Annotated in this window: 26 protein-coding genes; 13 read left to right on the forward strand and 13 right to left on the reverse strand. The window is 63.9% G+C overall.

The genetic code is table 11. The features are described from left to right. Positions 1–13: 13 nt before the first annotated feature. Positions 14–622, forward strand: coding sequence for a GGDEF domain-containing protein (locus tag QTA58_RS19995; protein ID WP_289670464.1), 609 nt, complete (start codon positions 14–16; stop codon positions 620–622). Positions 623–644: 22 nt separating this feature from the next. Here the strand turns inward: QTA58_RS19995 and QTA58_RS20000 are convergent, their stop codons facing one another. Together QTA58_RS20000 and QTA58_RS20005 are read right to left on the reverse strand one after the other, a co-directional pair. After that, the gene (locus QTA58_RS20000; RefSeq protein ID WP_085424553.1) at positions 645–1,673 is read right to left on the reverse strand and encodes a GlxA family transcriptional regulator; all 1,029 of its coding nucleotides are present in this window, start codon (positions 1,671–1,673) and stop codon (positions 645–647) included. A gap of 227 nt (positions 1,674–1,900) precedes the next feature. Further along, entirely contained in the window at positions 1,901–2,110 is a 210-nt protein-coding gene (locus QTA58_RS20005; RefSeq protein WP_085424552.1) for a hypothetical protein, read from the reverse strand. Positions 2,111–2,322: 212 nt separating this feature from the next. On the opposite strand from QTA58_RS20005, the gene QTA58_RS20010 reads away from it, so the two are divergent. Further along, positions 2,323–3,219 (forward strand): LysR family transcriptional regulator, encoded by an 897-nt coding sequence (locus QTA58_RS20010; RefSeq protein ID WP_085425120.1) that lies wholly within the window; start codon positions 2,323–2,325, stop codon positions 3,217–3,219. 4 nt (positions 3,220–3,223) lie between these two features. Here the strand turns inward: QTA58_RS20010 and QTA58_RS20015 are convergent, their stop codons facing one another. From QTA58_RS20015 to QTA58_RS20035, 5 genes are all read right to left on the reverse strand, one after another. Continuing rightward, positions 3,224–5,260 (reverse strand): ASKHA domain-containing protein, encoded by a 2,037-nt coding sequence (locus QTA58_RS20015; protein ID WP_289670465.1) that lies wholly within the window; start codon positions 5,258–5,260, stop codon positions 3,224–3,226. A 30-nt stretch (positions 5,261–5,290) separates the two neighbouring features. Further along, entirely contained in the window at positions 5,291–6,250 is a 960-nt protein-coding gene (locus tag QTA58_RS20020) for a methyltetrahydrofolate cobalamin methyltransferase (protein ID WP_289670466.1), read from the reverse strand. Between the two features lie 68 nt (positions 6,251–6,318). Beyond that, positions 6,319–6,621 (reverse strand): virulence factor, encoded by a 303-nt coding sequence (locus tag QTA58_RS20025; RefSeq protein ID WP_085424549.1) that lies wholly within the window; start codon positions 6,619–6,621, stop codon positions 6,319–6,321. A gap of 91 nt (positions 6,622–6,712) precedes the next feature. Beyond that, the gene (locus QTA58_RS20030) at positions 6,713–7,489 is read right to left on the reverse strand and encodes a formyl transferase (RefSeq protein ID WP_289670467.1); all 777 of its coding nucleotides are present in this window, start codon (positions 7,487–7,489) and stop codon (positions 6,713–6,715) included. A 57-nt stretch (positions 7,490–7,546) separates the two neighbouring features. Continuing rightward, a complete protein-coding gene (locus QTA58_RS20035; protein ID WP_085425119.1) occupies positions 7,547–8,167 on the reverse strand; it encodes a DUF1638 domain-containing protein in 621 nt (206 codons plus the stop codon). 98 nt (positions 8,168–8,265) lie between these two features. Between QTA58_RS20035 and QTA58_RS20040 the strand changes: the two genes are divergently transcribed. Continuing rightward, the gene (locus QTA58_RS20040) at positions 8,266–8,379 is read left to right on the forward strand and encodes an entericidin (protein WP_234811341.1); all 114 of its coding nucleotides are present in this window, start codon (positions 8,266–8,268) and stop codon (positions 8,377–8,379) included. Positions 8,380–8,409: 30 nt separating this feature from the next. On the opposite strand, the gene QTA58_RS20045 is transcribed toward QTA58_RS20040, so the two are convergent. Beyond that, complete coding sequence (locus QTA58_RS20045) at positions 8,410–9,111, reverse strand: B12-binding domain-containing protein (protein WP_085424546.1); 702 nt, start codon at positions 9,109–9,111, stop codon at positions 8,410–8,412. 285 nt (positions 9,112–9,396) lie between these two features. On the opposite strand from QTA58_RS20045, the gene QTA58_RS20050 reads away from it, so the two are divergent. Continuing rightward, positions 9,397–10,971, forward strand: coding sequence for a trimethylamine methyltransferase family protein (locus QTA58_RS20050; protein ID WP_085424545.1), 1,575 nt, complete (start codon positions 9,397–9,399; stop codon positions 10,969–10,971). A 101-nt stretch (positions 10,972–11,072) separates the two neighbouring features. Further along, positions 11,073–11,762: a ferredoxin gene (locus tag QTA58_RS20055; protein ID WP_289670468.1), complete on the forward strand. Its 690-nt coding sequence runs from the start codon at positions 11,073–11,075 to the stop codon at positions 11,760–11,762. Here the strand turns inward: QTA58_RS20055 and QTA58_RS20060 are convergent. The 4 genes from QTA58_RS20060 to QTA58_RS20075 form a co-directional block, all read right to left on the reverse strand. Next, positions 11,759–12,109, reverse strand: coding sequence for a hypothetical protein (locus tag QTA58_RS20060; RefSeq protein WP_085425118.1), 351 nt, complete (start codon positions 12,107–12,109; stop codon positions 11,759–11,761). The two genes, QTA58_RS20055 and QTA58_RS20060, sit on opposite strands and share 4 nt — an antisense overlap. A gap of 16 nt (positions 12,110–12,125) precedes the next feature. After that, positions 12,126–13,139, reverse strand: coding sequence for a betaine--homocysteine S-methyltransferase (gene bmt, locus QTA58_RS20065; protein ID WP_289670469.1), 1,014 nt, complete (start codon positions 13,137–13,139; stop codon positions 12,126–12,128). A gap of 94 nt (positions 13,140–13,233) precedes the next feature. Beyond that, positions 13,234–14,286 carry a glycine betaine/L-proline ABC transporter ATP-binding protein gene (locus QTA58_RS20070; protein WP_289670470.1) on the reverse strand — a complete coding sequence of 351 codons (1,053 nt, stop codon included), beginning with the start codon at positions 14,284–14,286 and terminating at the stop codon, positions 13,234–13,236. A gap of 264 nt (positions 14,287–14,550) precedes the next feature. Continuing rightward, positions 14,551–15,546 (reverse strand): ABC transporter substrate-binding protein, encoded by a 996-nt coding sequence (locus QTA58_RS20075; RefSeq protein WP_289670471.1) that lies wholly within the window; start codon positions 15,544–15,546, stop codon positions 14,551–14,553. A gap of 125 nt (positions 15,547–15,671) precedes the next feature. On the opposite strand from QTA58_RS20075, the gene QTA58_RS20080 reads away from it, so the two are divergent. Continuing rightward, complete coding sequence (locus QTA58_RS20080) at positions 15,672–15,959, forward strand: hypothetical protein (protein ID WP_289670472.1); 288 nt, start codon at positions 15,672–15,674, stop codon at positions 15,957–15,959. 339 nt (positions 15,960–16,298) lie between these two features. Next, positions 16,299–16,820 carry a bifunctional adenosylcobinamide kinase/adenosylcobinamide-phosphate guanylyltransferase gene (gene cobU / locus QTA58_RS20085; protein WP_085424539.1) on the forward strand — a complete coding sequence of 174 codons (522 nt, stop codon included), beginning with the start codon at positions 16,299–16,301 and terminating at the stop codon, positions 16,818–16,820. Here cobU and QTA58_RS20090 read toward each other — a convergent pair. After that, positions 16,817–17,602 carry a TSUP family transporter gene (locus QTA58_RS20090; RefSeq protein ID WP_289670473.1) on the reverse strand — a complete coding sequence of 262 codons (786 nt, stop codon included), beginning with the start codon at positions 17,600–17,602 and terminating at the stop codon, positions 16,817–16,819. The genes cobU and QTA58_RS20090 overlap by 4 nt on opposite strands. Before the next feature lie 180 nt (positions 17,603–17,782). Here QTA58_RS20090 and QTA58_RS20095 point away from each other — a divergent pair, with 180 nt between their 5' ends. From QTA58_RS20095 to QTA58_RS20120, 6 genes are all read left to right on the forward strand, one after another. Then, positions 17,783–18,754 carry a nucleoside hydrolase gene (locus QTA58_RS20095; protein ID WP_289670474.1) on the forward strand — a complete coding sequence of 324 codons (972 nt, stop codon included), beginning with the start codon at positions 17,783–17,785 and terminating at the stop codon, positions 18,752–18,754. A gap of 120 nt (positions 18,755–18,874) precedes the next feature. Further along, entirely contained in the window at positions 18,875–19,159 is a 285-nt protein-coding gene (locus QTA58_RS20100) for an acyl carrier protein (RefSeq protein ID WP_092662234.1), read from the forward strand. Between the two features lie 31 nt (positions 19,160–19,190). After that, positions 19,191–19,664: a 3-hydroxyacyl-ACP dehydratase FabZ family protein gene (locus QTA58_RS20105; protein ID WP_085424536.1), complete on the forward strand. Its 474-nt coding sequence runs from the start codon at positions 19,191–19,193 to the stop codon at positions 19,662–19,664. Between the two features lie 90 nt (positions 19,665–19,754). Continuing rightward, positions 19,755–20,957, forward strand: coding sequence for a beta-ketoacyl-ACP synthase (locus QTA58_RS20110; RefSeq protein WP_289670477.1), 1,203 nt, complete (start codon positions 19,755–19,757; stop codon positions 20,955–20,957). Between the two features lie 10 nt (positions 20,958–20,967). Next, a complete protein-coding gene (locus QTA58_RS20115; protein ID WP_289670478.1) occupies positions 20,968–22,254 on the forward strand; it encodes a beta-ketoacyl-ACP synthase in 1,287 nt (428 codons plus the stop codon). Positions 22,255–22,414: 160 nt separating this feature from the next. After that, positions 22,415–23,443, forward strand: coding sequence for a zinc-binding dehydrogenase (locus tag QTA58_RS20120; RefSeq protein WP_289670479.1), 1,029 nt, complete (start codon positions 22,415–22,417; stop codon positions 23,441–23,443). Positions 23,444–23,447: the final 4 nt, after the last annotated feature.

A 23,447-nucleotide genomic window follows, 5' to 3' on the forward strand; every position in this document is an offset into this window, starting at 1 on the left:
TAAGGAACTTCGCATGCCCTATATTCAGAGCCAGCATTTCCGGGAGACGGAGCGCCTGACTTACGGCTGGTCGGCGCCTTCGCCGGCGCGGGCGGACGCGGCCGCCCTGACAGCCGATCCCTTGACGGGCCTTCCTACCCTCACGGAATTCTACCGCCTCGGCGAACCGTTGGTCGAGGAAAGCCTCTCTCAGGGGATATCCTGCGCTGCCGCCATCGTCGACATCGACCATTTCCGGCGTCTGGAAACTGCCCATGACGAGGAAACCATCGCCCGCGTCCTGAAGGCGCTTGCCGCAAGGCTCGAAGCCGCCTGCATCGGCAGCCGGCATCTCGTGGCACGTCTGGGCGACGAGGAATTCGGCCTGCTTCTGGTCGGCCTCGACAGCGCCGCGGCGATGGATTTCTGCGAAAAGATCCGGCTTGAAATCGCGGCCATGCGGCTCGAAGCCGGCGCGGCGGATTTCTCGATCACCGTTTCGATCGGGCTGGCAAAAATCCGCGGCCCCGAAACCTTCGACAATTATCTCAACGCGGCCGAGCAGTTCCTGTTCATGGCCAAGAACCACGGCCGCAACCGGGTCTTTTCGGATCGCACGGTGGCGCTGCAGGCAGCCGGCTGACCGGCCGCCACCCGTTTGACGGTCAAACCACCACGCCGGTGCGCGACGTATTCATGTTGAGCTTGCGCTCGGCACGCTCCTGCTGGGGCGAGCGGTTATAGACCTCGCGGTAGCATTTCGAAAAATGCGAGGCGGACACGAAACCGCAGGCGACGGCCACTTCCACGACGGGCATGGAGGACTGCACCAGCAGGTGCCGGGCGCGGTCGAGCCTGATCTCCAGGTAATAGCGGGCCGGGGAACGGCCCATTTCCTGCCGGAACAGGCGTTCGATCTGGCGGCGGGAAAGGCCGGCATCGTCGGCGATTTCCACCAGGGACAGCGGCTCGGAGAGGTTGTTTTCCATGAGCTCGATGATCGAGAGCACCTTGGCGTTCTGGACGCCGAGGCGGGCACGCAGCGGCAAGCGCTGGCGATCGTGCGGATTGCGCACCCGATCGGTCAATTGTTGTTCGCAGACCCGGTTGACGAGATTTTCGCCGAAATCCTGGCCGATCAGGTTCAGCATCATGTCGAGAGACGCCGTGCCGCCGGCGCATGTGTAAAGGTTCGAATCGACCTCGTAGAGATCCGCGTAGACTTCGGCCTGCGGGAAGGCCTCGGCGAATCCGGGCAGGTTTTCCCAATGGATGGCGCAGCGCTTGCCGTTCAGCAAACCCGCCTGGGCGAGCACGTGGGCGCCGGTGCAGAGGCTGCCGACCGCAATGCCGCGGTTATAGGTCTCGCGCAGCCAGGCGTTCACCGACTTGTTGTTGAATTCCTCGACATAAATGCCGGAGCAGACGATCACCATGTTGGGACGGTTTTCCCCGGAAAGGTAACGCCGCTCGTCGGCGAGCGAGGAATTGACCTCGATGCCGATACCGCTCGACGAAGAGACCTTCTCGCCGTCGGCGGAACAGAGCCGCCAGGTATAGGCTGAATAGCCGAGCATGCGGTTGGCGATCCGGAGCGTCTCGATCGCCGCCGAAAAGGGCAGCATGGTAAAATGCGGTACGAGGAAAAAGACGAGAGAACGCTTCTTCGCCGGGTATGTGCTGGTGATATCCATGTCCGTCTTCCCCTTGCCGTGGCCGTGCGTTGCGGCCCGCTTTTACTTCAAAAGCGACATTGGCATGGAAGAAAGTAACGGAGAAGGGCTTTTGACGACAAGCCGGTAATATTTTTGCGACATGGCCGTGTCGCAGCGGCGGTCGGTTCAGGCCGCTTGCCGGAGGCGCGGCGCGGGAAGCGGGGCGGCCCGCCTTCCTCTATCGAAAGCGGGCCGTGCCGGGAGGTTTATCGGCGGTTGGCTGGGGCATTGGGCGTCGGCCAACCGATGTCCTTGCGAATCTCCGCCGGAAGGCTTTCCAGCATCTTTTCGGTCTTGCGGCGGCTCCATTCGTCACGCAGCTTCAGCGCGATCAGCAGGGCCGGGCGGATGGTCGAGACGAACGATGACGGACGAACCCGCGAGCGCTCGCTCCCCTGATAGGTGATCATGGTCATAACGGTTCTCCTTGGGTGTTCATGGGACAGCGCCAATCGGGAGCATGGGCGCTGTCAATCCATCAATCAATCGGATGCAAGTTATGCGTCTCATGAAATTCTGTTCTGTATCGACGCTTGCTTCCGATGATTTGGAGTATGCTCCGCGTTTGACATTCAATCAAACGAAATGATATGGTCTTTAAGTTCAGTTTTTTTGAATGGAGTCCGCGATGACCGTCCCGTTCCGCCCACCGCTTCCGTTGCTCGACAATGACGTGCTGCGCACTTTCGTGGCGATTGCCGAGACGGGCAATTTCTCTACCGCGGCCGATGCGGTGCTGCGCACGCCGTCTGCCGTCTCGATGCAGATCAAGAAGCTCGAGGAGCAGCTCAAGACGACGCTTTTCCTGCGCGATGCCCGTTCCGTGACGCTGACGCAGCATGGCGAAATGCTGCTTTCCTATGCGCGGCGCATGCTGGCGCTTTCCAACGAGGCCGTTTCCCGCTTCGTGATGCCGGAGCTTTCCGGCGTGGTCCGCCTCGGGGCGCCGGACGATATCGCCGAGCGCATCCTGCCGCGGGTTCTCAAGCATTTCGGCGAGGCATTTCCCGGCATCATGGTGGATGTCATGGTCGACCAGAGCATCCAGCTTCGCAAGCGCATCGAGGAGCAGCGGCTCGACCTGACCCTCATCAATTGCGCGACGCGGCCGTTCCCGACAATCGGCGAGGTGATCCATACCGAAAAGCTGGTCTGGGCCGGCGCCAAATGCGGCACGGCCTACCTGCGCGATCCTCTGCCGATCTCCGTCTGGGAAGACGGCTGCGTCTGGCGGCAGGATGCAATTTCCCAACTGGAGAAGCACAAGCGGCCTTATCGTGTCGCCTATGCGAGCGCGCATACCATGGCGCAGCGGGCGGCGGTCGTCTCCGACCTTGCGATCGCGCCTTTCCCGCTGTCCTATGTGACCGAGGACATGCAGATCCTCGGCCCCAAGGAAGGCCTGCCGGAACTCATCAGCTTCGATATCCGCCTGCTGACCGCGCCGCAGCTTTCCCACCCCGCCAAGGCGGTGGCCGAAAGCATTCGCGAGGCCTTCGGCTCCTTCGTCGCCGCGGCGGCCTGATCCTTCAATCGCGGGATCGGCGGCGCCTGCGGGCGCCGCCTTCGCCGGCCGCATCCGCCAGCACCTTGCGCTCCGGCAGCGTCACCACGGCCGAAAGGTTGGGGAAGGGATCGATCTTGTTCGGCAGCGCCATGGCGGCGACGAAATGCTCCTGGAATCTCGGTTCCAGGGCGGTTTCTATCTTGTCGATTCTCCGGACGGTTTCCTCGATTTCGCGGCGATAGCCGCGATTGAGCAGGCACATGCGGGCGCCTGTGCCGGCCGCATTGCCGACGGCCTTGACCTTCGAAAGATCGCAATCGGGGATGAGGCCGAGAACCATCGCATATTTCGGATCGATGAACGTCCCGAAAGCGCCCGCCAGTCCGATCCGGTCGACCTCGGTGACGCCCTGCTTGTCCATCAAAAGCTTCACGCCGGCATAGAGCGCCGCCTTGGCGAGCTGGATGGCGCGCACGTCGTTCTGCGTCACCGTGATCAGCGGCTCGCCGTCGTGCAGCAGATAAGAGAAGGTGCGGCCGTTCGGCAGGATGCGTGGGCTGCGCCCGGCAAGTGCGCCGTCCACCACGCCGTTTTCGGAAATGATCCCGACGAGATACATCTCGGCGATCACCTCGATGATGCCCGAGCCGCAGATGCCGGTGACGCCGGTCGCAGCCGCCGCTTCGGCAAAACCCGGCTCGTTCGACCAGGGCTCCACGCCGATTACCCGGAAACGCGGTTCGAGCGTCACGGGATCGATGCGGACGCGTTCGATGGCGCCAGGCGCCGCGCGCTGGCCGGACGAAATCTCCGCGCCCTCGAAGGCCGGGCCGGTCGGCGAGGAGGCGGCGAGGACACGGGTCCTGTTGCCAAGCACGATTTCCGCATTGGTGCCGATATCGACCAGCAGCATCATTTCATCCTGACGGTGCGGACCTTCGGAAAGCGTCGCAGCCGCCGCATCCGCCCCCACGTGACCGGCGATACAGGGGAGCACATAGGTGCGGGTGCCCTCGTTCATCGACAGACCGGTCTCGGACGATTTCACCTTTACGGCGCCGGAGACGGCAAGCGCGAAGGGCGCGCCGCCGAGCTCGGTCGGATCGATGCCGAGAAAAAGATGATGCATGATCGGATTGCCGACGAAGACGCTGTCGAGAATGTCCGTCCGGGACACGCCGCCTTCGACGCAGACCTTGTCGATCAGTCCGTTCAGGGCTTCCCGTACCGCCGCCGTCATCGCCTCGCGGCCGTCCGGATTCATCATCACGTAGGAGACGCGGCTCATCAGGTCTTCGCCGAAGCGGATCTGCGGGTTGGACGTGCCGGCGGATGCCACGGTGCGTCCCGAGAGCAGCGACGACAGATGCATGGCGATCGTCGTCGAACCGATGTCGCAGGCGATCCCGTAGGCCTCGTTCTTGAGGCCCGGATAGAGCGCGATCAGGCGAGGGCGGTCGTCCTCGCCGTCCTTGTGGATCGCCGCCGTGACCTTCCATTCCCCCTTGCGCAGAATCGACTGAACCCTGGGGATCAGGTGGAAGTCCACGTCCAGTTCATCGAAATGCCAGTCGGCTGCAAGCGCCGCCTTCAGCCGGTCGAGATCGCCGAGCGGCTTTTCCATGTCCGGCTCTTCGACCTCGACGTAGCACATGCGGATCGCCGCATTGCGGTCGAAGACGCGCTCGTCGGCGGCCTTGCGCACCACCTGCGCATTGATCACCGTATCCTGCGGCACATCGATGACGAGGTCGCCCTGGATCAGAGCGGAACAGGAGAGGCGGCGGCCTTCCGGCAGACCGCGGACGCGGTCGTAGCGCTCCTCCTTGGGGCCGATCGCCGACAGGTGATCGTCGGACGACGTGATCCCGTGCTTGGCGAAATTGCCTTCCTGCACCGAGACCTGACAGCGCCCGCAGGTCGCCCGTCCGCCGCACACGCTCTCCACATAGACGCCGAGCTGGCGCGCGGCATCCAGCACCGGCGTGCCGACCGGAAACCGGCCGCGCTTGCCGGACGGCATGAAGAGGACGAGAGGGTGGATGCGGGTATCGTTCATTTGGTCACTTCACGCGGTTTGGATCGCGTTCTACTCCATCCGTGCTGCAGCGCCAGCCCTCGCCGCACGCCCGCCACGCCGACCGCCATTGACCAGGGCAGGGGCGGATGCCGCAGCGCCGTTTTCGGCCGGCTTGTAGTCGCGATAGGTCATGATCCACGTGCCGCAGTTCTGGTCCGTGCCGTTCAGCACGTTTGCGGCGCGGACGGCCTCCATTTCCTGCGGCCGGCAGGGGTTCATGATCGCCGAGGTCATGCCCGCGCCGATCACCATCGGGATGAAGCCGGCATTGATGCCATGCCGGTGCGGCAGGCCGAAGGAGATGTTGGAAAGCCCGCAGGTCGTGTTGACCTTCAACTCTTCGCGGAGCCGCCGCAGCAGCGCGAAGACCTGCAGGCCCGCCGAACCCAGCGCGCCGATCGGCATGACCAGCGGATCGACGACGATGTCGTGCGCCTTGATGCCGTGATCGGCGGCGCGTTCGACGATCTTCTTTGCGACGGCGAAACGCACGTCCGGATCCATGGAAATACCCGTCTCGTCGTTGGAGATCGCCACCACCGGCACGTCGTATTTCCTGCAGAGTGGCAGGATCGCTTCGAGCTTCTCCTCTTCGCCGGTCACGGAGTTGACGAGCGGCCGGCCTTTGGCGACCTTCAGCGCCGCCTCGATCGCCGCCGTGACGGAGGAGTCGATGGAGAGAGGGACGTCGACAAGGTTCTGGACGATCTCCAGCGTCTGGACGAGGAGCGGCGGTTCGGTCTCGTTCGGGTTGACGGCGGTCACGCCGGCATTGACGTCGAGCATGGTAGCCCCGGCGGCGACCTGTTCCAGGGCATCCTTGATGACCGCGTCGAAATTGCCTTCCACCATTTCCGCCGCCAGCTTCTTGCGGCCGGTCGGGTTGATGCGCTCGCCGATCACGCAGAAAGGCTGGTCGAAGCCGATCACGACCTCGCGGGTTGCGGATGCGACGATGGTGCGGGTCATCTAATTCCTGGCTCCTGGTCCTTTGGGCGCTTTTCTGGGGCCCGAGATGATTGTTCTCAAAGTTTGCGTCAGGCGCTCTCGCGGCCGCCGGCTTTCACCAGCGCGACGAGCCGTTCCCTGTCATAGGCCGCCTCCAGTTCGACCGCCGCCCTGTCGGCCTCGGCCTCCAGATCGTCGGAGACAGGCACCGGATCCGCCTTGCGCCATTCCGCGAGGTAGTCGTCGGTCTCGGAAGCCCCGGTCCGCATGGCGCACATGTCGATCGCCTCGGTGAAGCGCAGCGAAAGCTCCCGCTTGGCGGTCTGGCGGCCCTTCTTGACGATCACCTGCGCCGGAATGTCCCGCCAGTAGACGATGATGCGGTCGGCCATGACTTGCTCCCTTGTTGACGCGCAGCATGCACGGGCCGAGCGCCCGGGACTGCGCTTGCCACGACGTCGCACAGAGCAAAAAACGACGCGTCTACCAGATGCCCTTGGCGATGCCGTGATAGAGCCAGGTCCAGATCGGCGGCGGGAAGCGCAAGCGCGAGGCGCCTTGAGGCTGGTAGGGCTTCAAGGTGCCGTTGACCGCATCCTCGAGCGACTGGACGCTGATATCGATGCATGCGGCCGTCATCAGCAGCGGATAGGTGGCAAGGCTGTCGGCCCGCGAGGGCGTCAGCCGCTTCTCATAGAGCGTGCCGCCCGTGTCGATCCCGTTGTCGACCAGATGCACGGTCGCGCCGAAATTCTTCTCGTCACGCTCGACGAGCGACCAGTAGCCGCCCATCTGGCCGCGATACATGGGGTTGATGCCGGCGTGGAAATTGATGACCGGGCAGGGGATGGCGGCAAGCTTCGCCGGCGACAGGATGCGGCAGGAAATGGTGAAGACCGCCGCAGGTTGCAGCTTTGTCACCGTTGCGTGACAGGCCGGATCGTTGAGGGACGGCACACGGACGACGGGGATCGCCGGGTCCGGGTCGGCGGACAGGCCATGGTCGCGGACGATCTCTTGCGTGCGCTTTGCGGCGACGCTCTTGCCGAGCCTGGAGGCGACCATGGTTGCCAGCTGCCCGAAGGCGGTGAGCCAGCCGAAGCGTTTGGCCCGGCGCTTGAGCAGCGTCCCCTTCGATTCCGGTTCCTCCTCGATGACGTGCAGGTCGGGAAAATGTTTCGCGAGCGCATTGATCATCACCTGCGGGTTGGTCCCGCCGGCCGTCATCACCACGATCCGAGAAGAATTCCGGTCCTGCATGTGCCACCCCGCTTAAGCGCAGGGCCGCACTCTTTGCCGGAAGCCGAAAAGAAACGGTTAAGCCGACCGTAACGCTTGCGTGAGGTCGCCGTAGCCGGTGAATCGGTATTCGTAGTCGAGGCCGAGATAGGCCGCCGCCGCCCGGGCCTTTTCCTGCAGGGCCTCGTCCTCTTCCTGGCTGAGATAGACAAGCTTGCGGTAATTGCCGAAATAGAGGGCCTTCAGCTCCGGGTGCCTGTCGAGGCCCAAGGGTTCGATCACGAAGGCCTCGAACTGGCGGGCCAGGAAATCGGTCAGGAAGAAGGAGAACAGGTCCTCGTCGGCCCTATCTGCGAAGGCCTCGTTGCCGGCGAAGAAGGAATAGCAATGCGGCCCTTCGATGCGGGCGATGCCTTCGCGTTCGCAAAGCCGGTCGATATCGCCGCCGGTGCCGCAATCCGCATAGGCGAAGAAAATCTTCTCGAAGCCGTTTTCCCGGGCCTCGGCTACCGCCTTTTCCAGCCCCGGCACGATCTTTTGCGGATAGGCATGCCAGATGGCCGGCAGGCAATTGAGGTCGATATGGTCGAGGCCGTGCTGGCGGCAGACGGCGAGAATCTCCCGCGCGATCGCTCCGCACGCGATCACGTGAACTTTTTCGCGATTTGAACGTTCCTTCGCCGGAAATCCGCTTTCCACCGGAGGTTCACCTTCCGGAACAATCCGATCCATATCCATGGGAGTATTCTATCATGACGGCCAAGACAGTCACGGTGATCGCCGCTCTTTTCGCGACGATGGTTTCGCTTTCCTCCTGCGGCAACACGATCCGCGGCATGGGACAGGATACGGCGAATGCCGTTGACGCCACCCAGGACGCCGGCCGCCGCGTCGATCGCGCCGCCCGCTGATGGACGGATGACCAGCTTCGCTGCCGGGGGTCAGGCTCCGGCGGCGAGGCTGTTGTGCCTGCGGCGGATGAAGTCCTTCGCCGTTTCGACGGTGACCGCGGCATCGCGGCAATAGGCGTCGGCGCCGACCGCCTTGCCGAATTCCTCGTTGAGCGGCGCGCCGCCCACCAGAACGATATAGTCGTCCCGGATGCCCTTTTCCTTCATCGTGTCGATGACGACCTTCATGTAGGGCATGGTCGTGGTGAGCAGCGCCGACATGCCGATGATGTCCGGCTTTTCCCGTTCGATCGCATCGAGATAGTTTTCGACCGGATTGTTGATGCCGAGGTCGATCACGTCGAAGCCGGCGCCCTCCATCATCATCCCGACCAGGTTCTTGCCGATGTCGTGAATGTCGCCTTTCACCGTGCCGATCACCATCTTGCCGAGCTTCGGCGCACCGGTTTCGGCAAGCAGCGGGCGGAGGATCGCCATGCCGGCCTTCATCGCGTTGGCCGACAGCAGCACCTCCGGCACGAAGAGGATGCCGTCGCGGAAATCGATGCCGACGATGCGCATGCCTTCGACCAGTGCCTGGGTCAGGATGTCGTAGGGCGTCCAGCCGCGTTCGAGCAGGATGTTGGTCGCCTCCTCGATCTCCTCCTTCAATCCGTCATAGAGGTCGTCGTGCATCTGCTGCACGAGTTCCTCGTCGGAAAGTTCCGAAAGGATGATTTCGTCGTCGGACATGGAATGCTTCCCTTCACGTTCGCGGGGATCGGCAAATCAGACGCTCACCGTCTTCGAATATCTGTACCTGCAAATTGTTTCGCGATTTCCTTCGTATGCGACAGCGGCGCGTCGGAAAAACGACGGTGCGGCCTGAGCTTGGCTGAGTTTGCCGGAGCTTGCCGGAGCTTGAATGTCTGTCCTGCGCAAACCCGTGACGCAGAGAGGCAGGGTTCGGCTTGCGCATGAGCCTAGCATGGCGCATCAGAGAAATGCCCACAGGGCGGCGTGAAGGCGAGGAGCATCATGGACGATTTGACCCGAGAAACGGAACCGGCAGGCGGCGCGGGACGACGGGGACGCGGCGAACGGGGCGCTGCAGGCCGCCGCGCGGCGCGCGCGGGCAGCGGCCCCGGTCCGTCGCTGCCCTATATCACCCGCAAGATCGGCGTCTATGAAGTACTCGACGAGGAGGGCCTGCAGCTCATCGAGCGCAATGCCGATCTCATCCTTGAGGAAATCGGCATCGAGTTCCGCGACGACGACGAGGCGCTCGACCTCTGGAAAAAGGCCGGTGCGGACGTCCAGGGCCACCGGGTACATTTCCCGAAAGGGCTTTGCCGCGAGCTCCTGAAGACCGCGCCCAGGGAATTCACATGGCACGCCCGCAATCCCGAGCGTAACGTCCATATCGGCGGCAACGCGACCGTCTTCGCGCCGGTCTACGGCCCGCCCTTCGTGCGCGACCTCGACGGCAACCGCCGCTATGCGACGATCGAGGACTTCCGCAATTTCGTGAAGCTCGCCTACATGGCGCCGTCCATGCACTCGTCCGGCGGCACGGTCTGCGAACCGGTCGACGTGCCGGTCAACAAGCGGCATCTCGATATGGTCTACAGCCATATCAGATATTCCGACAAACCCTTCATGGGGTCGGTCACCGCGCCGGAACGGGCCGAGGATACGGTCGCCATGGCGAAGATCGTCTTCGGTGACGAGTTTGTCGAGAACAATTGCGTGACGCTGAACCTCATCAACGCGAACTCGCCGATGGTCTTCGACGGCACCATGCTCGGTGCGCTCAAGGTCTATGCGCGGCACAACCAGGCTTCGGTCGTCTCGCCCTTCATCCTGTCGGGCGCCATGAGCCCGGTCACCGTTGCGGGAACGTTGTCGCAGATCCTCGCCGAGGTGCTGGCCGGCGCTTCCCTGACGCAGCTCATCCGCAAGGGTTCGCCGGTTCTCTTCGGCACCTTCGCTGCTTCGATCTCCATGCAGTCGGGCGCGCCGACCTTCGGTACGCCCGAACCGTCGCTGGTCTCCTACGGCGCCGCGCAGCTCGCGCGCCGTCTCGGCCTGCCGTTCCGCACCGGCGGTTCGCTCTGCGGCTCGAAAGTGCCGGATGCGCAGGCCGCGCATGAATCCTCCAATACGCTCAACACGACGCTGCTCGCCGGCACGAATTTCGTGCTGCATGCGGCCGGCTGGCTGGAGGGCGGTCTCGTGTCGTCCTACGAGAAATTCATGATCGACCAGGACCAGCTCGGCATGATGCAGAAGATGGCGCAGGGCGTCGATCTTTCCGAAGAAGGGCAGGCGCTCGATGCGATCCGCGAAGTCGGGCCCGGCAGCCACTATCTCGGCTGCACCCACACGCAGGCGCATTTCCAGACCGCCTTCTACCGCTCGCCGCTCGCCGACAACAATTCGTTCGAGCAGTGGGAGATCGAGGGCGAAAAGCGTATCGAGCAGCGCGCCAACGCGCTCTGCCGTGCCTGGCTCGATTCCTACGAGGCCCCGCCGCTCGATCCGGCGATCGACGAGGCGCTTCTGGCCTTCATCAGGGACCGCAAGGATTCCATGCCCGACGCCTTCACCTGAAGAGAGCCCGAGGCCGCCAGGGAGCAAGGCGGCGCCAGGCTGGTCGCCGACTTCATCCAGGAAGGGGTCTGGCGGCCGCATTACAAATACGAGGGGCCTCGTTGAAGAACCCTGGGAGCGGCCCCTCGACCATCCTGCGGCGGATTTCGGCGGCGCTCGAACCGCACGGCATCCATGCCCGCGGGGTCGTCAACTTCCCGGCAGGCGAGGGACCTTTGCAGCCGGACGGCTCCCCCGCCTCGTCCGTCGTCCTGCTCGGCAATGTCGGCGGCTCGATCTGGCCTGCCTTCACGCGATGGCAGAAGACATATGACGGTCCCGATCCGCTCGATACCTGGTCGAAGCAGTTGATCCGGCCGGTTGCGGAGACGCTCGGTGCGACCGTCTATTTCCCGTCCGATCCGCCCTGGCAGCCGTTCCAGCGGTGGGCGATGCAGGCGGAAGGACTGAGACTGTCGCCGCTCGGTATTCTCATCCATCCCGAATACGGGCTCTGGCACGGCTATCGGGGGGCGCTGGCCTTTCCGTTCGCGGTCGAGAGCCCGATCAGGAGGGGCACTCATCCCTGCGATCGCTGCTTAGATAAACCCTGCTTGACGGCCTGTCCCGCCGGCGCGGTCGGCCTGAGCGGCTTCGACCTCCCGGCCTGCCGGACCTATCTCGCGAGCGAGAGCGGCGGGAGGACCTGCGTGAGCTCCGGCTGCCTGGCGCGCAATGCCTGTCCGGTCGGCGAGAAATTCCGCTACTCGCCGGAGCAGTTGAGATTTCACATGGCGGCTCTGGCGCCCTAGATGCTTGCCTTGGGATAGGCGCGCTCCAGCCCGCCGGACTTCGCCAGCCCCTCGCGGAAGGCGAGATAGGCGGAATGCTGGCTGGATTTCGCCGCTTCCATCAGCCGGATCTGCAGTCGGGCAGGGGCGGTATTGCCGATCCATTCCCCGCATTTCTGCAGTTTCAGCGAATTGAGGAACCGCGCTTCCGATGCCTGGTCGAGGTAGAGATGAAGGCCGTCGAGCAGCAGATCGTCGGAGGCCGGATTTTCCATGAGAAGCGCCAGCCAGCCCTGGTGTTCGGACGAAAGCCCGGCAAGGCTTTCCGCCACCGTCTCGCGGCTGCCGATCGGGGAAATGCTCGCCATGTCGTCGTCCTCGGCTTCAGCCTCGCCGGCGGCGTCTTTCCCGACCGGAATCGCCGCCCGATTCGCTGGCGGTCTTATTGCGCAGCGGGCCGATCTTGTCGACGATTTCCTCGATCGTCGGACGTGGTCCGGGCATGTAATCGTCGAGCGCCCTGCGCATGGCGGCAAGATGCTCGCAGGACGTGCCGCAGCAGCCGCCGATGATCCTCGCGCCGGCATCCCGGGCTAACCTCGCATATTCGGCCATCAGCGGCGGCGTGCCGGAGTAGAAGATCTCGGCGCCGCGATATTCCGGAATGCCGCAATTGCCCTTGACGATGGTGATGGCATCCGGATCGGCAGCCGTCATGTCGAGGAGGCTCGACAGGATATCCGAAGCGCCGACGCCGCAATTGGCGCCCACCGCGGCCGGTCCGCTGCCGACATCCCTCGCCACGCCGTGGATATCCTTGGGGTCGAGACCCATCATCGTGCGGCCGGCGGTATCGAAGGAGCCGGTATAGGTATAGGGCAGGCCGACCATGACGGCTGCTTCCGCCGCCGCGCGGATTTCATCGGGAGACGACATGGTCTCGATCCACGCCACATCGGCGCCGCCGGCCTTCAGGCCTTCGATCTGTTCGGCGAAAGCCGCGACCGCATCCTCGTAGGAAAGCGCGCCGAGCGGGATGAGCAGTTCGCCCGTCGGGCCGACGGAACCCGCGACGATCACCTTGCGGCCGGCTCCATCCGCCACTTTGCGGGCGATCTCGGCGGCGTGCCTGTTGAGTTCGTGCACCCGGCCTTCCGCCTTGTGCAGCTTCAGCCGATGGCGCGTGCCGCCGAAGGAATTGGTGAGGATGATATCGGCGCCCGCATCGACGAAATCCTGATGCAGTTTCTCGATCTTGTCCGGCGCCGCTTCGTTCCAGAGCTCCGGCGCTTCGCCGGCTTCGAGCCCCATGGCGAAGAGATTGGTGCCGGTCGCGCCGTCGGCCAGCAGCACGCCTTTTTCGCGGAGAAGTTCGGTCAGTGCGTCGGCGGTCGGCATTCACGCGCTCCTTAGGGTGTAAGTCGATCATATAAAGATTTCTTTATATGATTTCAACTTGCGATCATCCGCTTGCGCGCGACACACATGTCTCTTATTCCGCCGCCATCTTCTCCGTCTCATGGCCGGCCGGCGTGACCATTGCGGCGATGATGGTCGGAAGGTCGAGGGTGCCGACCGGCGCGCCGTCTTCATCCGTGACGACCGCGCGGGATTGCCCCGCTTCGGTCATCCGCTTGGCGGCGCTCTCCAGCGTCGCGCTTCCGGCAAGCCGCAGCCCGTCTGGTGCGCCTTCGAGCGGCCGCATCACGGTTTTCGCCCGGATGACGCGGCCGCGGTTCACCTCCTTGACGAAGGCGGTGATGTAGTCGTCGGCCGGGGACAGCACGATCTCCTGGCCGGTGCCCTGCTGCACGACCTGGCCGTCGCGCAAGATGGCGATCTTGTCGCCCAGCCTCAGCGCCTCGTCGAGATCGTGGGTGATGAAGACGACGGTCTTCTTCAGTTCCGCCTGCAGGTCGAGCAGCACGGTCTGCATGTCGACGCGGATCAGGGGGTCGAGCGCCGAATAGGCCTCGTCCATCAGAAGGATGTCGGCATCGTTGGCGAGAGCCCGGGCAAGCCCGACGCGCTGCTGCATGCCGCCGGAAAGCTGGTTCGGATAGTGCTTCTCGAAACCGGCAAGCCCGACGCGTTCGATCCAGTACTGGCCGCGCTTGACGCTGTCGGCGCGGGGCACGCCCTGGATGTCGAGGCCGTAGACCGTGTTCTCGATGACCGTGCGATGCGGCAGAAGGGCGAATTTCTGAAACACCATCGCCGTCTTGTGCCGCCGGAATTCGCGCAGGTCCTTTTCGTTCATCCGACAGACGTCGGCGCCGTCATAGACGATCTCGCCCACGGTCGGCTCGATCAGGCGGTTGATGTGGCGGATCAGTGTCGACTTTCCCGAGCCGGAAAGCCCCATCACCACCGTGATGCCGCCGGCCGGCATGGAGATGTTGATGTCCTTCAACCCGAGCACGTGGCCGTGCTTCTCGTTGAGCTCCGCCTTGGTCATGCCGGCCTTGACCGCGTCCACGTAGTCGCGCGCGCGGTTGCCGAAAATCTTGTAGAGGCCTTTGATCTCGATGCCTTGACTAGCCATGGATCACCTCCGGATGTCTGCGCGGGCGCTGACCGGAACGTCATGGAAGACATCCGGCACCAAGCTGCAATTCGCCATGGTTTCCCCTTTGTTGTTTCTGGTTCATCGCCCTTGCCCGGCATGGCTTTCCGGGCGCGAGAGGCAAATCCTAGCAGAATCCGCGCCGGAAGTATCGCGTAGCGGCAGACGGGCTACGCCACCTCGGGCGACATACGGGGGGCGCAGCTGCGACACGGAGGGGCAAGCTGGCCTCCAAGCTGTGTTTCAGAGCGACGCCTTGATCTTTTCGGCGACGTCCGGCGTAATCCAGGGGGTCCAGATGTCCGGCATGGTCTTCAGGAAATGCCGGGCGGCATCCTCGTTCGTGCCCTTGTTCTCCGTCTGCCAGGCAAGGATCTTGTTGACCGTCGCATTGGTCCACTTGCGCTTCTTGATATAGTCCATCGCCACCTCCGCCTTCTCGGCGAACTCCCTGGTGACGAGCGTGAAGGCCTGCGAGGTCGGATAGGAATTGACCTTCGGGTTCGGGCAGTCCGGCACGGCGGTGCAGGCGTCCCAATCGGCCCTGTCGTGAGGCACGTCGAAGGAGAGTTTCACCATCTCGTATTTGCCGAGGATGGCGGTCGGCGCCCAGTAGTAGCCGAGCCAGCCGGTCTTCCTTTCAAAAGCGCTGGCGATCGAGCCGTCGAGACCGGCGGCCGTGCCCGTGTCGACAAGCTCGAAATTCTTCTCCTCAGCCCCCAGCGCCCTGTAGAGATTGGCGGTCGAAACCTGGCAGCTCCAGCCTGTCGGGCAGTTGTAGATGGCGCCTTTGGAAGGATTGTCGGGGGCCGGGAAGAGCTCGGGACGGGCGAGGGCCTGCTGCACCGTCTTGATGTCCCGGTGGGCGTCGGCCACGAATTTCGGAATCCACCAGCCCTCGATCGCGCCGTCGGCGAGGATCTCGGCTCCGACGATCAGCCGGCCTGCCGAGACGGCCCTGTCGAGCAGCGTGCGCACGGAATTGACCCAGAATTCCGGCGCGACGTCCGGCTGGCCCTTCTGGTTCATGGAAAGGAAGGTCGGCATCGTATCGCCCGCGACGAGGGCGACGGTGCAGCCGTAGCCGTTTTCGAGGACGATCTTGTCCACATGGGCGGCGATGCCTGCCGACGCCCAGTTCATTTCCGCAACGGAGACGGAGCCGCAATCGGCCTGCGCGGAGCCTGCGAAGGTGTAAAGACCGGCTGCGAGGGCTGCGGAAGCAAGGAGTTTTTTCATTTTAAGACCTCCCAGTCTCGTCGTTGCGGCGCCCACCTCGGCAGATGTCCGCTCGGTCATCCGTAACGAAGGCGCGGCGCGTCTTTTCGCGTCTGCGAAACCCTTGTCACGGATACCGCGCATTTATGTGTCAGCCTGAGCGGCAGGGTACGGTTTCGCCGACAGAAATCAATCTGCCGGGGCCGGCAAACGCGCGGTGCGGGCAGTTCCAGCTCTTTTTGCAGCATGCTTCGCCGGTTCGTCTTATCGGCAGCCTCAATGCGCTACAACGTGCGGGAGAGCCTGGCCGCATCGTCGGCGAGATCTGGCGGTCGGATGCGGTATCCTGCAACCGCTCCGTTCCGTTCCGCCGTCGCGGAATTCTCGAAAAACATGAAAAGAGAGAAATTCGCGTGACTTACGGCGCGCAATAACCATCCGGTAAGAATGTCGCGCTATTGATTTCCGTGCGGGCGGTCAGCTCGCCCTCGGCACCGGATTAGGTAGTGCGTACCGGTTGCCCTTGCGTCCGATGGCGGGTCCCGATGTTCCGGCCCGGGACGGTTTCACCTTCCGATTGTCGTCGATTCGCGCTGCAGCAGCAGGCGCCGCAAGGGATGTCGGGCTGCGGCGCGGCGCGTACCGATTGACTCTCGCCTGCAAAGCCTGCACCATTTCCAGGCAATGCGAATCCAGAGCCATCATCAACAGGGCCGGACGCCTCTCTTGTCTACGAATCGTCCGGTCCCCTCTGGAGCAGGCCTCCTCCTTTCATGACACGCTCCGGTCATCTCACGCTCGTCCTCGGCGGTGCCCGTTCGGGCAAATCCGGTTTTTCGGAAAACCTTGCGAGGGAAAGCGGCCTGGAACGGCATTACATCGCGACCGGCCGCGCCTATGACGACGAGATGCGTGAGCGCATCGCCCGCCACCGGGCCGATCGCGGCGAGGGGTGGGTGACGCATGAGGTGCCGCTCGATCTGGCGGCGCATCTCACCGAAACGGATGCGCCGGGGAGGGTCGTGCTGGTCGATTGCCTGACGCTGTGGATCACCAATCTGATGATGGAGGGGCGCGACGTCGATGCCGAGGGCGCTGCGCTTGTGAAGGCGTCCGGCGCTCTCTCCGGCCGTCTCATCCTCGTCTCCAACGAGGTCGGGCTCGGCATCGTGCCAGAAAACAGGATGGCGCGGGAATTCCGCGACCATGCGGGCCGGCTGCATCAGCGCATAGCCGCCGTCGCCGACGAGGTTTTCTTCGTCGCCGCAGGCCTGCCCCTGAAAATGAAGGGTTAGAAGCCGAGCCAGACGCGCACCGGATGGGACGGATCGGCGATCAGTTTCAGGGCAAGCGCAAGGCAGGAGACGACCAGCAGCGGCTTGATCAGCTTCGCGCCGTTCCGCATCGCCATGCGCGAGCCGACCTGGGCGCCGAGAAACTGGCCGATACCCATCAAGAGGCCGATTTTCCAGAGGATCGAACCGGTCGCCGCGAAAACCAGAAAGGAACCGAAGTTCGAGCCCAAATTGATGAGCTTGGTATGCGCCGTCGCCTTCAGCATGCCGAAGCCTGCGAGCAGGACGAAGCCGAGCATATAGAAGGACCCGGCGCCCGGACCGAACATGCCGTCATAGAGCCCGACCAGCGGCACCGCCGTCAGCCCGAAGACGAAGGGCGTCACCCTTTGGTGACTGTCCATGTCGTCGAGGTTCGGCTTCACCGCGAAGAAGACGGCGATTGCGACGAGCAGGAAAGGGATTGCCGCAGCCAGCCAGTCGGCCGGCACCAGAGAGGCCAGCGTGGCGCCGACCGCGCCTCCGACCAGCGACATGGCCGCCATCGGCAGCTGCTTTCTGAGATTCACATGGCCGCGCCTGGCATAGGCGATCGTCGCCGAAGCCGAGCCGAATTGCGACTGCAGCTTGTTGGTCGCGATCGATTCGAGCGGCGGAATGCCGGCGATCAGCATGGCCGGAATGGTGATGAGCCCGCCGCCGCCGGCGATCGAATCGACGAAGCCGGCGAAGAAGGCAGCCAGAAAAAGCAGCAGGACGAGATGGGAAGCGAGGTCGTTCAAGGGGAAACCCGGTCAGCGGAAGGACGCCCCCGTGGAGGGGCGGGCGCTTCTCGCATCGAACGGGCGGCGACGCAACCCGCGTTCTCCCGGAGGCGGTCATGTCCCGGCGGGGATTGCGCTCCGACCGTTTGCCGCTATTGTGCGCGACCTTGAAAACCGTCGAACACGGGGACGAAGCACATGCACAAGGTCATTTTCGATACGGATCCCGGCGTCGACGACGCCATGGCGCTGCTCTTCCTGCACCGGCATCCGGAAATCGATCTCCTCGGCGTGACGACCGTCTTCGGCAATGTCGGCGTTGATCTGACGACCCGGAATGCTCAGTTTCTGCATAAGGAATGGGATATTTCCGCACCGATCGCGAAAGGCGCCGCGCAGACCATCGATCCGTCCCGCCGTGACGACCGTGCGGCCTCGGTGGTGCATGGCGCCGACGGACTCGGAAACATCGGCGTACCGGAGACGGTGGACCTGCCGCTCGATCCGCGGCCGGCCTACCAGTTCATCATCGATGCGGTACGCGCCAATCCCGGCGAGGTGACGCTCGTCGCCGTCGGCCGCATGACCAACCTGGCGCTGGCGCTTCGGGCCGATCCCGAGATCGCCGGCCTGGTCAAGGAAGTCGTCGTCATGGGCGGCGCCTTCGACGTCATCGGCAACGTGACGCCGGCTGCCGAGGCCAACATCCACGGCGACCCGGAAGCTGCCGACATCATCTTCACGACCCCCTGGAAGGTGACGATCGTCGGCCTCGACGTGACGATGAAGACGATCATGACGGCGGAATATCTCGACGTGATGGTGAAATCGGGCGACCGGTCCGTGAAGCTTCTGTCCGACCTGTCGCAATATTACATCGAGTTCTACAAAAGCCGGGTCGGCATCGCCGGCATGGCCGTGCACGACAGCGCGGCCTGCGTCTATCTGGTGCGGCCGGACCTCTTCACCCTGCGCGGCGGCGCCGTGCGTGTCGTGTGCGGCGGTATCGCGGACGGCGCGACGATCCAGGCGCCCGACCAGGGCCGCAAATTCACCGGCAGCCCTTGGGACGGGCAGCCGAGCCAGTGGGTCTGCACGGACGTCCGGTCGGAGGAAGTGCTGGAGGCTATCCGCGCGGCGCTGGTGGACGGCCGCCATTCTGTTGCCTGATCGGGCAATTGCTGTTTAGGCAACAGTTCCGACGCAAATTTTCAAGCGGGAAAACGAGGCCATTGGCATTTGGGATCGATTTCCCTATGTGGAACTTTGATTTCTTATTCTTCAGAGGACATGGGCGTGACTGCTACATTCGACAAAGTTGCCGACATTATCGCTGAGACCAGCGAAATCGATCGCGAAACGATCACGCCGGAAAGCCACACGATCGATGACCTGGGCATCGACAGCCTCGACTTTCTGGATATCGTCTTCGCCATCGACAAGGAATTCGGCATCAAGATTCCGCTGGAACAGTGGACGCAGGAAGTGAACGAGGGCAAGGTTTCGACCGAGGAATATTTCGTCCTCAAGAATCTCTGTGCCAAGATCGACGAGCTGAAGGCGGCAAAGGGCTGATCGTCACCGATCTTCCCGGGCCGGCAATCTTATGCTGCTCGAATATTTCCAGATGATCGACCGCGTCGAAGCGGTCGATCTCAAGGCGAAAACCCTCAAGGCGCGCTCGGTCGTGCCGGCGAAAAGCCCGGTCTTCGAGGGGCATTTTCCCGGAATGCCGCTGGTGCCGGGCGTCCTGCTGATCGAAACCATGGCGCAGGCCTCAGGCTTCCTGGTGCTCGCCGCCACGGATTTCGCCGCCATGCCTTTCCTGATGTCGGTCGACGGTGCCAAGATGCGCACTTTCGTCGAACCGGATGCCGTGCTCGACATCGAGGCGTTTCTGGAGCACGAGGGGTCCGGCTACGCCGTCACCAAGGCGAAGATTTCGAGCGCCGGCAAACGGGTCTGCGATGCGCAGCTCAAGCTGCGTACCATGAATTTCAGCGAGATCCCGCTGGCGCCGGTCGTCCGCACACGTGCGGAAGAGGTCGGCCTCATGGACGCGCTCGCCGCAAGCGTCTAAATCTGACGCAGTTCCGGACGGAAAACCGGCTCGCGCTTTTCCAGGAATTGCCCGAGAGCTTTCTCATCCGGGCCGATGGGCAAAGAGGATATGATGAAGTCTGACAATGATGTCGTGATTACCGGGGTCGGGATCGTCACCTGCCAGGGCGTGGGCAAGGAACCGCATGCGGCTCTCCTGTCGTCTGCGGATGTGGGGGCGCCGAAGGTCGAGACCGAGCGTTTCGCGCCCTATCCGGTCCATCCCATGCCGGAAATCGACTGGTCAGCGCAGATCGCAAAGCGCGGCGACCAGCGCCAGATGGAGAACTGGCAGAGGCTCGGCGTGTTTTCCGCCGGCCTGGCGCTCGACGATGCGGGCCTCAAGACCGATGCGGAAGCCTGCGCTTCCATGGACATGATCGTCGCGGCCGGCGGCGGCGAGCGCGACATCAAGGTCGATTCCCTGATCGTCGACGAGGCGCTCAAGCGCAACGACCGCGAGATGCTTCTGAACGAAAAGCTGACGACCGAGCTCAGGCCCACGCTGTTTCTGGCGCAGCTTTCCAACCTGGTGGCCGGCAACATATCGATCGTCCATAAGGTCACGGGTTCGTCCCGCACCTTCATGGGCGAGGAGTCGGCCGGCATTTCCGCGGTCGAGACGGCTTTCCACCGGATAAAGGCCGGTCAGTCGACCCATTGCCTGGTCGGCGGCGCCTTTGTCGCCGAGCGTGCCGACATTCTTCTGCTCGTCGAAGGCATCCGGGCGCATGCGACCGGCGACTGGCATCCGCTCTGGTCGCGCTCGGCCGATGACGGCGGCGGCATGATCATGGGTTCGGTCGGCGCCTTCCTGGTGCTCGAATCGCGCGCGCATGCCGAGGCCCGCGGCGCGCATGTCTACGCCGTGATCGACGCGATCGAAGGCGATCGCGGTACTCGCGATGACGGGCGGCTCGAAAAGCGCCTGACCCGCCTTGCCGGCCATGCTTCCGGCCTCTCGAAAGACGACACGGTCGTCTTCTCGGGCGCGAGCGGGCTTGTGGAGCTCGCATCCCGCGAAAAGGCGGTTCTGGAGCAGGCGTTCGCCGGCGCACCGATCCGCGGTTACGGCGGCGTCACCGGCCACGGCATGGAGGCGCAGTTCCCGCTCGGTCTTGCGCTCGCGGCACTCAGCTTGGATGGCACGGCCCGCGTTCCCACATTCGATGCCCGGAACGAAAAGCCGATGGCGGCTCCCGCGAAGCATGCGGTGGTGACGACGGTCGGTTATACGCGCGGCGAGGGCCTCGCGGTCCTCTCTGCGGCGTAAAGGAGCAATCATGAGCGACAATCGCTTCAAGGATCATCTCGGCCGCCCGATCGTCGCGGTCACCGGCATGGGCGTCATCACGTCGCTGGGACAGGGGCTTGCCGACAATTGGGCAGCGCTGACATCGGGCACGTCCGGCATCCACAAGGTCAGCCGCTTTCCGACGGAAGGGCTTTCCACCAGGATCAGCGGCACGGTCGATTTCATCAAGGTGCCGGCGGAGAATTCCGTCGAACGCTCCTTCGCCTTCGCGCGGGAAACGACAGCCGAGGCACTGGCCCAGGCAGGGCTTTCCGGCGATTTCGACGGCCCGCTCTTCCTGGCCGCGCCGCCGGTGGAGCCCGAGTGGAGCGATCGTTTTGCGCTTGCCGACCGCGCCCCGCCGTCCAGGGCGGAGGGCGACGCCTATGACCGCTTTTTGACCGCCATGCGTGAGCGCCCCGATCCGGTTTTCCTCGAAGCCGTGCAGTTCGGCTCAATCTCGGAGCGTCTGGCCGATACGTTCGGCACGCGCGGACTTCCCGTGACCCTGTCGACGGCCTGCGCGTCGGGCGCCACCGCGATCCAGCTCGGCGTGGAGGCGATCCGCCAGGGCCGCACCGACCGCGCGCTGACCGTTGCGACGGACGGTTCGGTCAGCGCCGAGGCGCTCATTCGCTTCTCGCTGCTTTCCGCACTCTCCACCCAGAACGATCCGCCGGAAAAGGCGTCCAAGCCCTTCAGCAAGGATCGCGACGGCTTCGTCATCGCCGAAGGGGCCGCGACGCTGGTGCTCGAATCGCTGGAGTCCGCGATCGCCCGCGGGGCCAAGGTCCTCGGCATCCTGAAAGGGTGCGGCGAGAAGGCGGACCATTTCCACCGCACCCGGTCTTCGCCGGACGGCGGCCCGGCGATCGCCACGATCCGTGCAGCGCTCGCGGATGCCGGAATGGACGAAAGCGGCATCGGCTATATCAACGCGCATGGCACGTCGACGCCGGAAAACGACAAGATGGAATACGGCTCCATGCTCGCCGTCTTCGGCGACAGCCTGAAGGACATCCCCGTCTCGTCGAACAAGTCGATGATCGGCCATACGCTGACGGCGGCCGGCGCTGTGGAAGCCGTCTTCTCGATCCAGACCATGCTCACCGGCACGCTGCCGCCGACGATCAACTACACCAATCCCGATCCGACGATCGTGCTCGATGTGGTGCCGAACGAGAAGCGGAACGGGCAACCGAAAGCGGTGCTTTCCAACTCCTTCGGCTTCGGCGGCCAGAACGCCAGCCTTGTCATGGCGCTGGAACCGGTCTAAGGCCAGCGCCATAAATCGGGACGTCGTCCTCGGCCTTGCGCCGAGGATCTACCAACGTCAGCAAAATGAAGGTTAGCAGATGCTCGGGACAAGCCCGAGCATGACGACGGGTATGCGGCAAAGTCCTCGTCAGTCTGGTGGATCTGAAAGGAATAAAGTCATGCGCGCTCTGCAACTGATCGACGACCGCAAGCTCGAGGCCGTGGACATTCCCGAACCCGAGGCTCCCGGCCCCGGCGAGGTGACGCTCCGCGTGAAGGCGGTCGCGCTCAACCATATCGACGTCTGGGGCTGGCGCGGCATGGCGTTCGCCAAGCGCAAGATGCCGCTGACGATCGGCGCGGAAGCCTCCGGCGTGGTGGAAGCGATCGGTCCGGGCGTATCGAACGTTCTCCCCGGACAGCTCGTGTCGATCTACGGCGCGCGCACCTGCGGCCTCTGCAAGCCCTGCCGGGAGAAGCGCGACAATCTGTGCGAAAACGTCTCCGGGGTGCACGGTTTCCACCTCGACGGATTCGCGCAGGAAAAGGCCAACCTGCCGGCGCGCCTTCTGGTGCCGGCACCTCCCGGCGTCGATGCGGTCGGCGCAGCGCTCGCACCGGTGACCTTCGGTACGGTCGAGCACATGCTGTTCGACAACGCCAAGCTGCAGCCGGGCGAGACGATCCTCGTGCATGCCGGCGGCTCGGGCATCGGCACGGCGGCGATCCAGCTCGCCAGGAAGATGGGCTGCACGGTCATCACCACGGTCGGTTCCGACGACAAGATCGAGCGCGCCAGGGCGCTCGGCGCCGATCACGTCATCAACTACCGCACCGACCGCTTCGAAGGCGTCGTCCGCAAGCTGACGAAGAAGAAGGGCGTCGACGTCGTCTTCGAACATGTCGGCAAGGATACCTGGGCGGGCTCGATGCTCTGCCTCAAGCGCGGCGGACGGCTGGTCACCTGCGGCTCGACCTCCGGCGTCTCGACCGAGATGAACCTGATGATGCTCTTCCAGCAGCAGTTGAAGCTGCTCGGCTCCTTCGGCTGCCGCATGGAGAACATGGCGGACGCCATGCAGAAGATGGCCCAGGGGATCGTCCATCCGGTCATCGACACGGAAGTCACCTTCGACGAGATCGACAAGGCGCTGGAGCGCATGGAAACCCGCCAGGTCTTCGGCAAGATCGTGCTCAGGATGGATTGAGGCG

This window comes from Neorhizobium sp. CSC1952, from assembly GCF_030378245.1.
GTDB lineage: Bacteria > Pseudomonadota > Alphaproteobacteria > Rhizobiales > Rhizobiaceae > Neorhizobium > Neorhizobium oryzae_A.

Excerpts from the sequence above, each read along its gene's own strand:
- QTA58_RS20050 (WP_085424545.1), top strand. The coding sequence starts at position 9,397 with ATGGACGATTTGACCCGAGAAACGGAACCGGCAGGCGGCGCGGGACGA.
- QTA58_RS20005 (WP_085424552.1), bottom strand. The coding sequence starts at position 2,110 with ATGACCATGATCACCTATCAGGGGAGCGAGCGCTCGCGGGTTCGTCCG.
- QTA58_RS20105 (WP_085424536.1), top strand. The coding sequence starts at position 19,191 with ATGCTGCTCGAATATTTCCAGATGATCGACCGCGTCGAAGCGGTCGAT.
- cobU (WP_085424539.1), top strand. The coding sequence starts at position 16,299 with ATGACACGCTCCGGTCATCTCACGCTCGTCCTCGGCGGTGCCCGTTCG.
- bmt (WP_289670469.1), bottom strand. The coding sequence starts at position 13,139 with ATGCCGACCGCCGACGCACTGACCGAACTTCTCCGCGAAAAAGGCGTG.
- QTA58_RS20070 (WP_289670470.1), bottom strand. The coding sequence starts at position 14,286 with ATGGCTAGTCAAGGCATCGAGATCAAAGGCCTCTACAAGATTTTCGGC.
- QTA58_RS20095 (WP_289670474.1), top strand. The coding sequence starts at position 17,783 with ATGCACAAGGTCATTTTCGATACGGATCCCGGCGTCGACGACGCCATG.
- QTA58_RS20030 (WP_289670467.1), bottom strand. The coding sequence starts at position 7,489 with ATGCAGGACCGGAATTCTTCTCGGATCGTGGTGATGACGGCCGGCGGG.
- QTA58_RS20060 (WP_085425118.1), bottom strand. The coding sequence starts at position 12,109 with ATGGCGAGCATTTCCCCGATCGGCAGCCGCGAGACGGTGGCGGAAAGC.
- QTA58_RS20000 (WP_085424553.1), bottom strand. The coding sequence starts at position 1,673 with ATGGATATCACCAGCACATACCCGGCGAAGAAGCGTTCTCTCGTCTTT.
- QTA58_RS20010 (WP_085425120.1), top strand. The coding sequence starts at position 2,323 with ATGACCGTCCCGTTCCGCCCACCGCTTCCGTTGCTCGACAATGACGTG.
- QTA58_RS20120 (WP_289670479.1), top strand. The coding sequence starts at position 22,415 with ATGCGCGCTCTGCAACTGATCGACGACCGCAAGCTCGAGGCCGTGGAC.
- QTA58_RS20100 (WP_092662234.1), top strand. The coding sequence starts at position 18,875 with ATGGGCGTGACTGCTACATTCGACAAAGTTGCCGACATTATCGCTGAG.
- QTA58_RS20045 (WP_085424546.1), bottom strand. The coding sequence starts at position 9,111 with ATGTCCGACGACGAAATCATCCTTTCGGAACTTTCCGACGAGGAACTC.
- QTA58_RS20110 (WP_289670477.1), top strand. The coding sequence starts at position 19,755 with ATGATGAAGTCTGACAATGATGTCGTGATTACCGGGGTCGGGATCGTC.
- QTA58_RS20075 (WP_289670471.1), bottom strand. The coding sequence starts at position 15,546 with ATGAAAAAACTCCTTGCTTCCGCAGCCCTCGCAGCCGGTCTTTACACC.
- QTA58_RS20020 (WP_289670466.1), bottom strand. The coding sequence starts at position 6,250 with ATGACCCGCACCATCGTCGCATCCGCAACCCGCGAGGTCGTGATCGGC.
- QTA58_RS20025 (WP_085424549.1), bottom strand. The coding sequence starts at position 6,621 with ATGGCCGACCGCATCATCGTCTACTGGCGGGACATTCCGGCGCAGGTG.
- QTA58_RS20115 (WP_289670478.1), top strand. The coding sequence starts at position 20,968 with ATGAGCGACAATCGCTTCAAGGATCATCTCGGCCGCCCGATCGTCGCG.
- QTA58_RS19995 (WP_289670464.1), top strand. The coding sequence starts at position 14 with ATGCCCTATATTCAGAGCCAGCATTTCCGGGAGACGGAGCGCCTGACT.
- QTA58_RS20040 (WP_234811341.1), top strand. The coding sequence starts at position 8,266 with ATGGTTTCGCTTTCCTCCTGCGGCAACACGATCCGCGGCATGGGACAG.
- QTA58_RS20015 (WP_289670465.1), bottom strand. The coding sequence starts at position 5,260 with ATGAACGATACCCGCATCCACCCTCTCGTCCTCTTCATGCCGTCCGGC.
- QTA58_RS20080 (WP_289670472.1), top strand. The coding sequence starts at position 15,672 with ATGTGTCAGCCTGAGCGGCAGGGTACGGTTTCGCCGACAGAAATCAAT.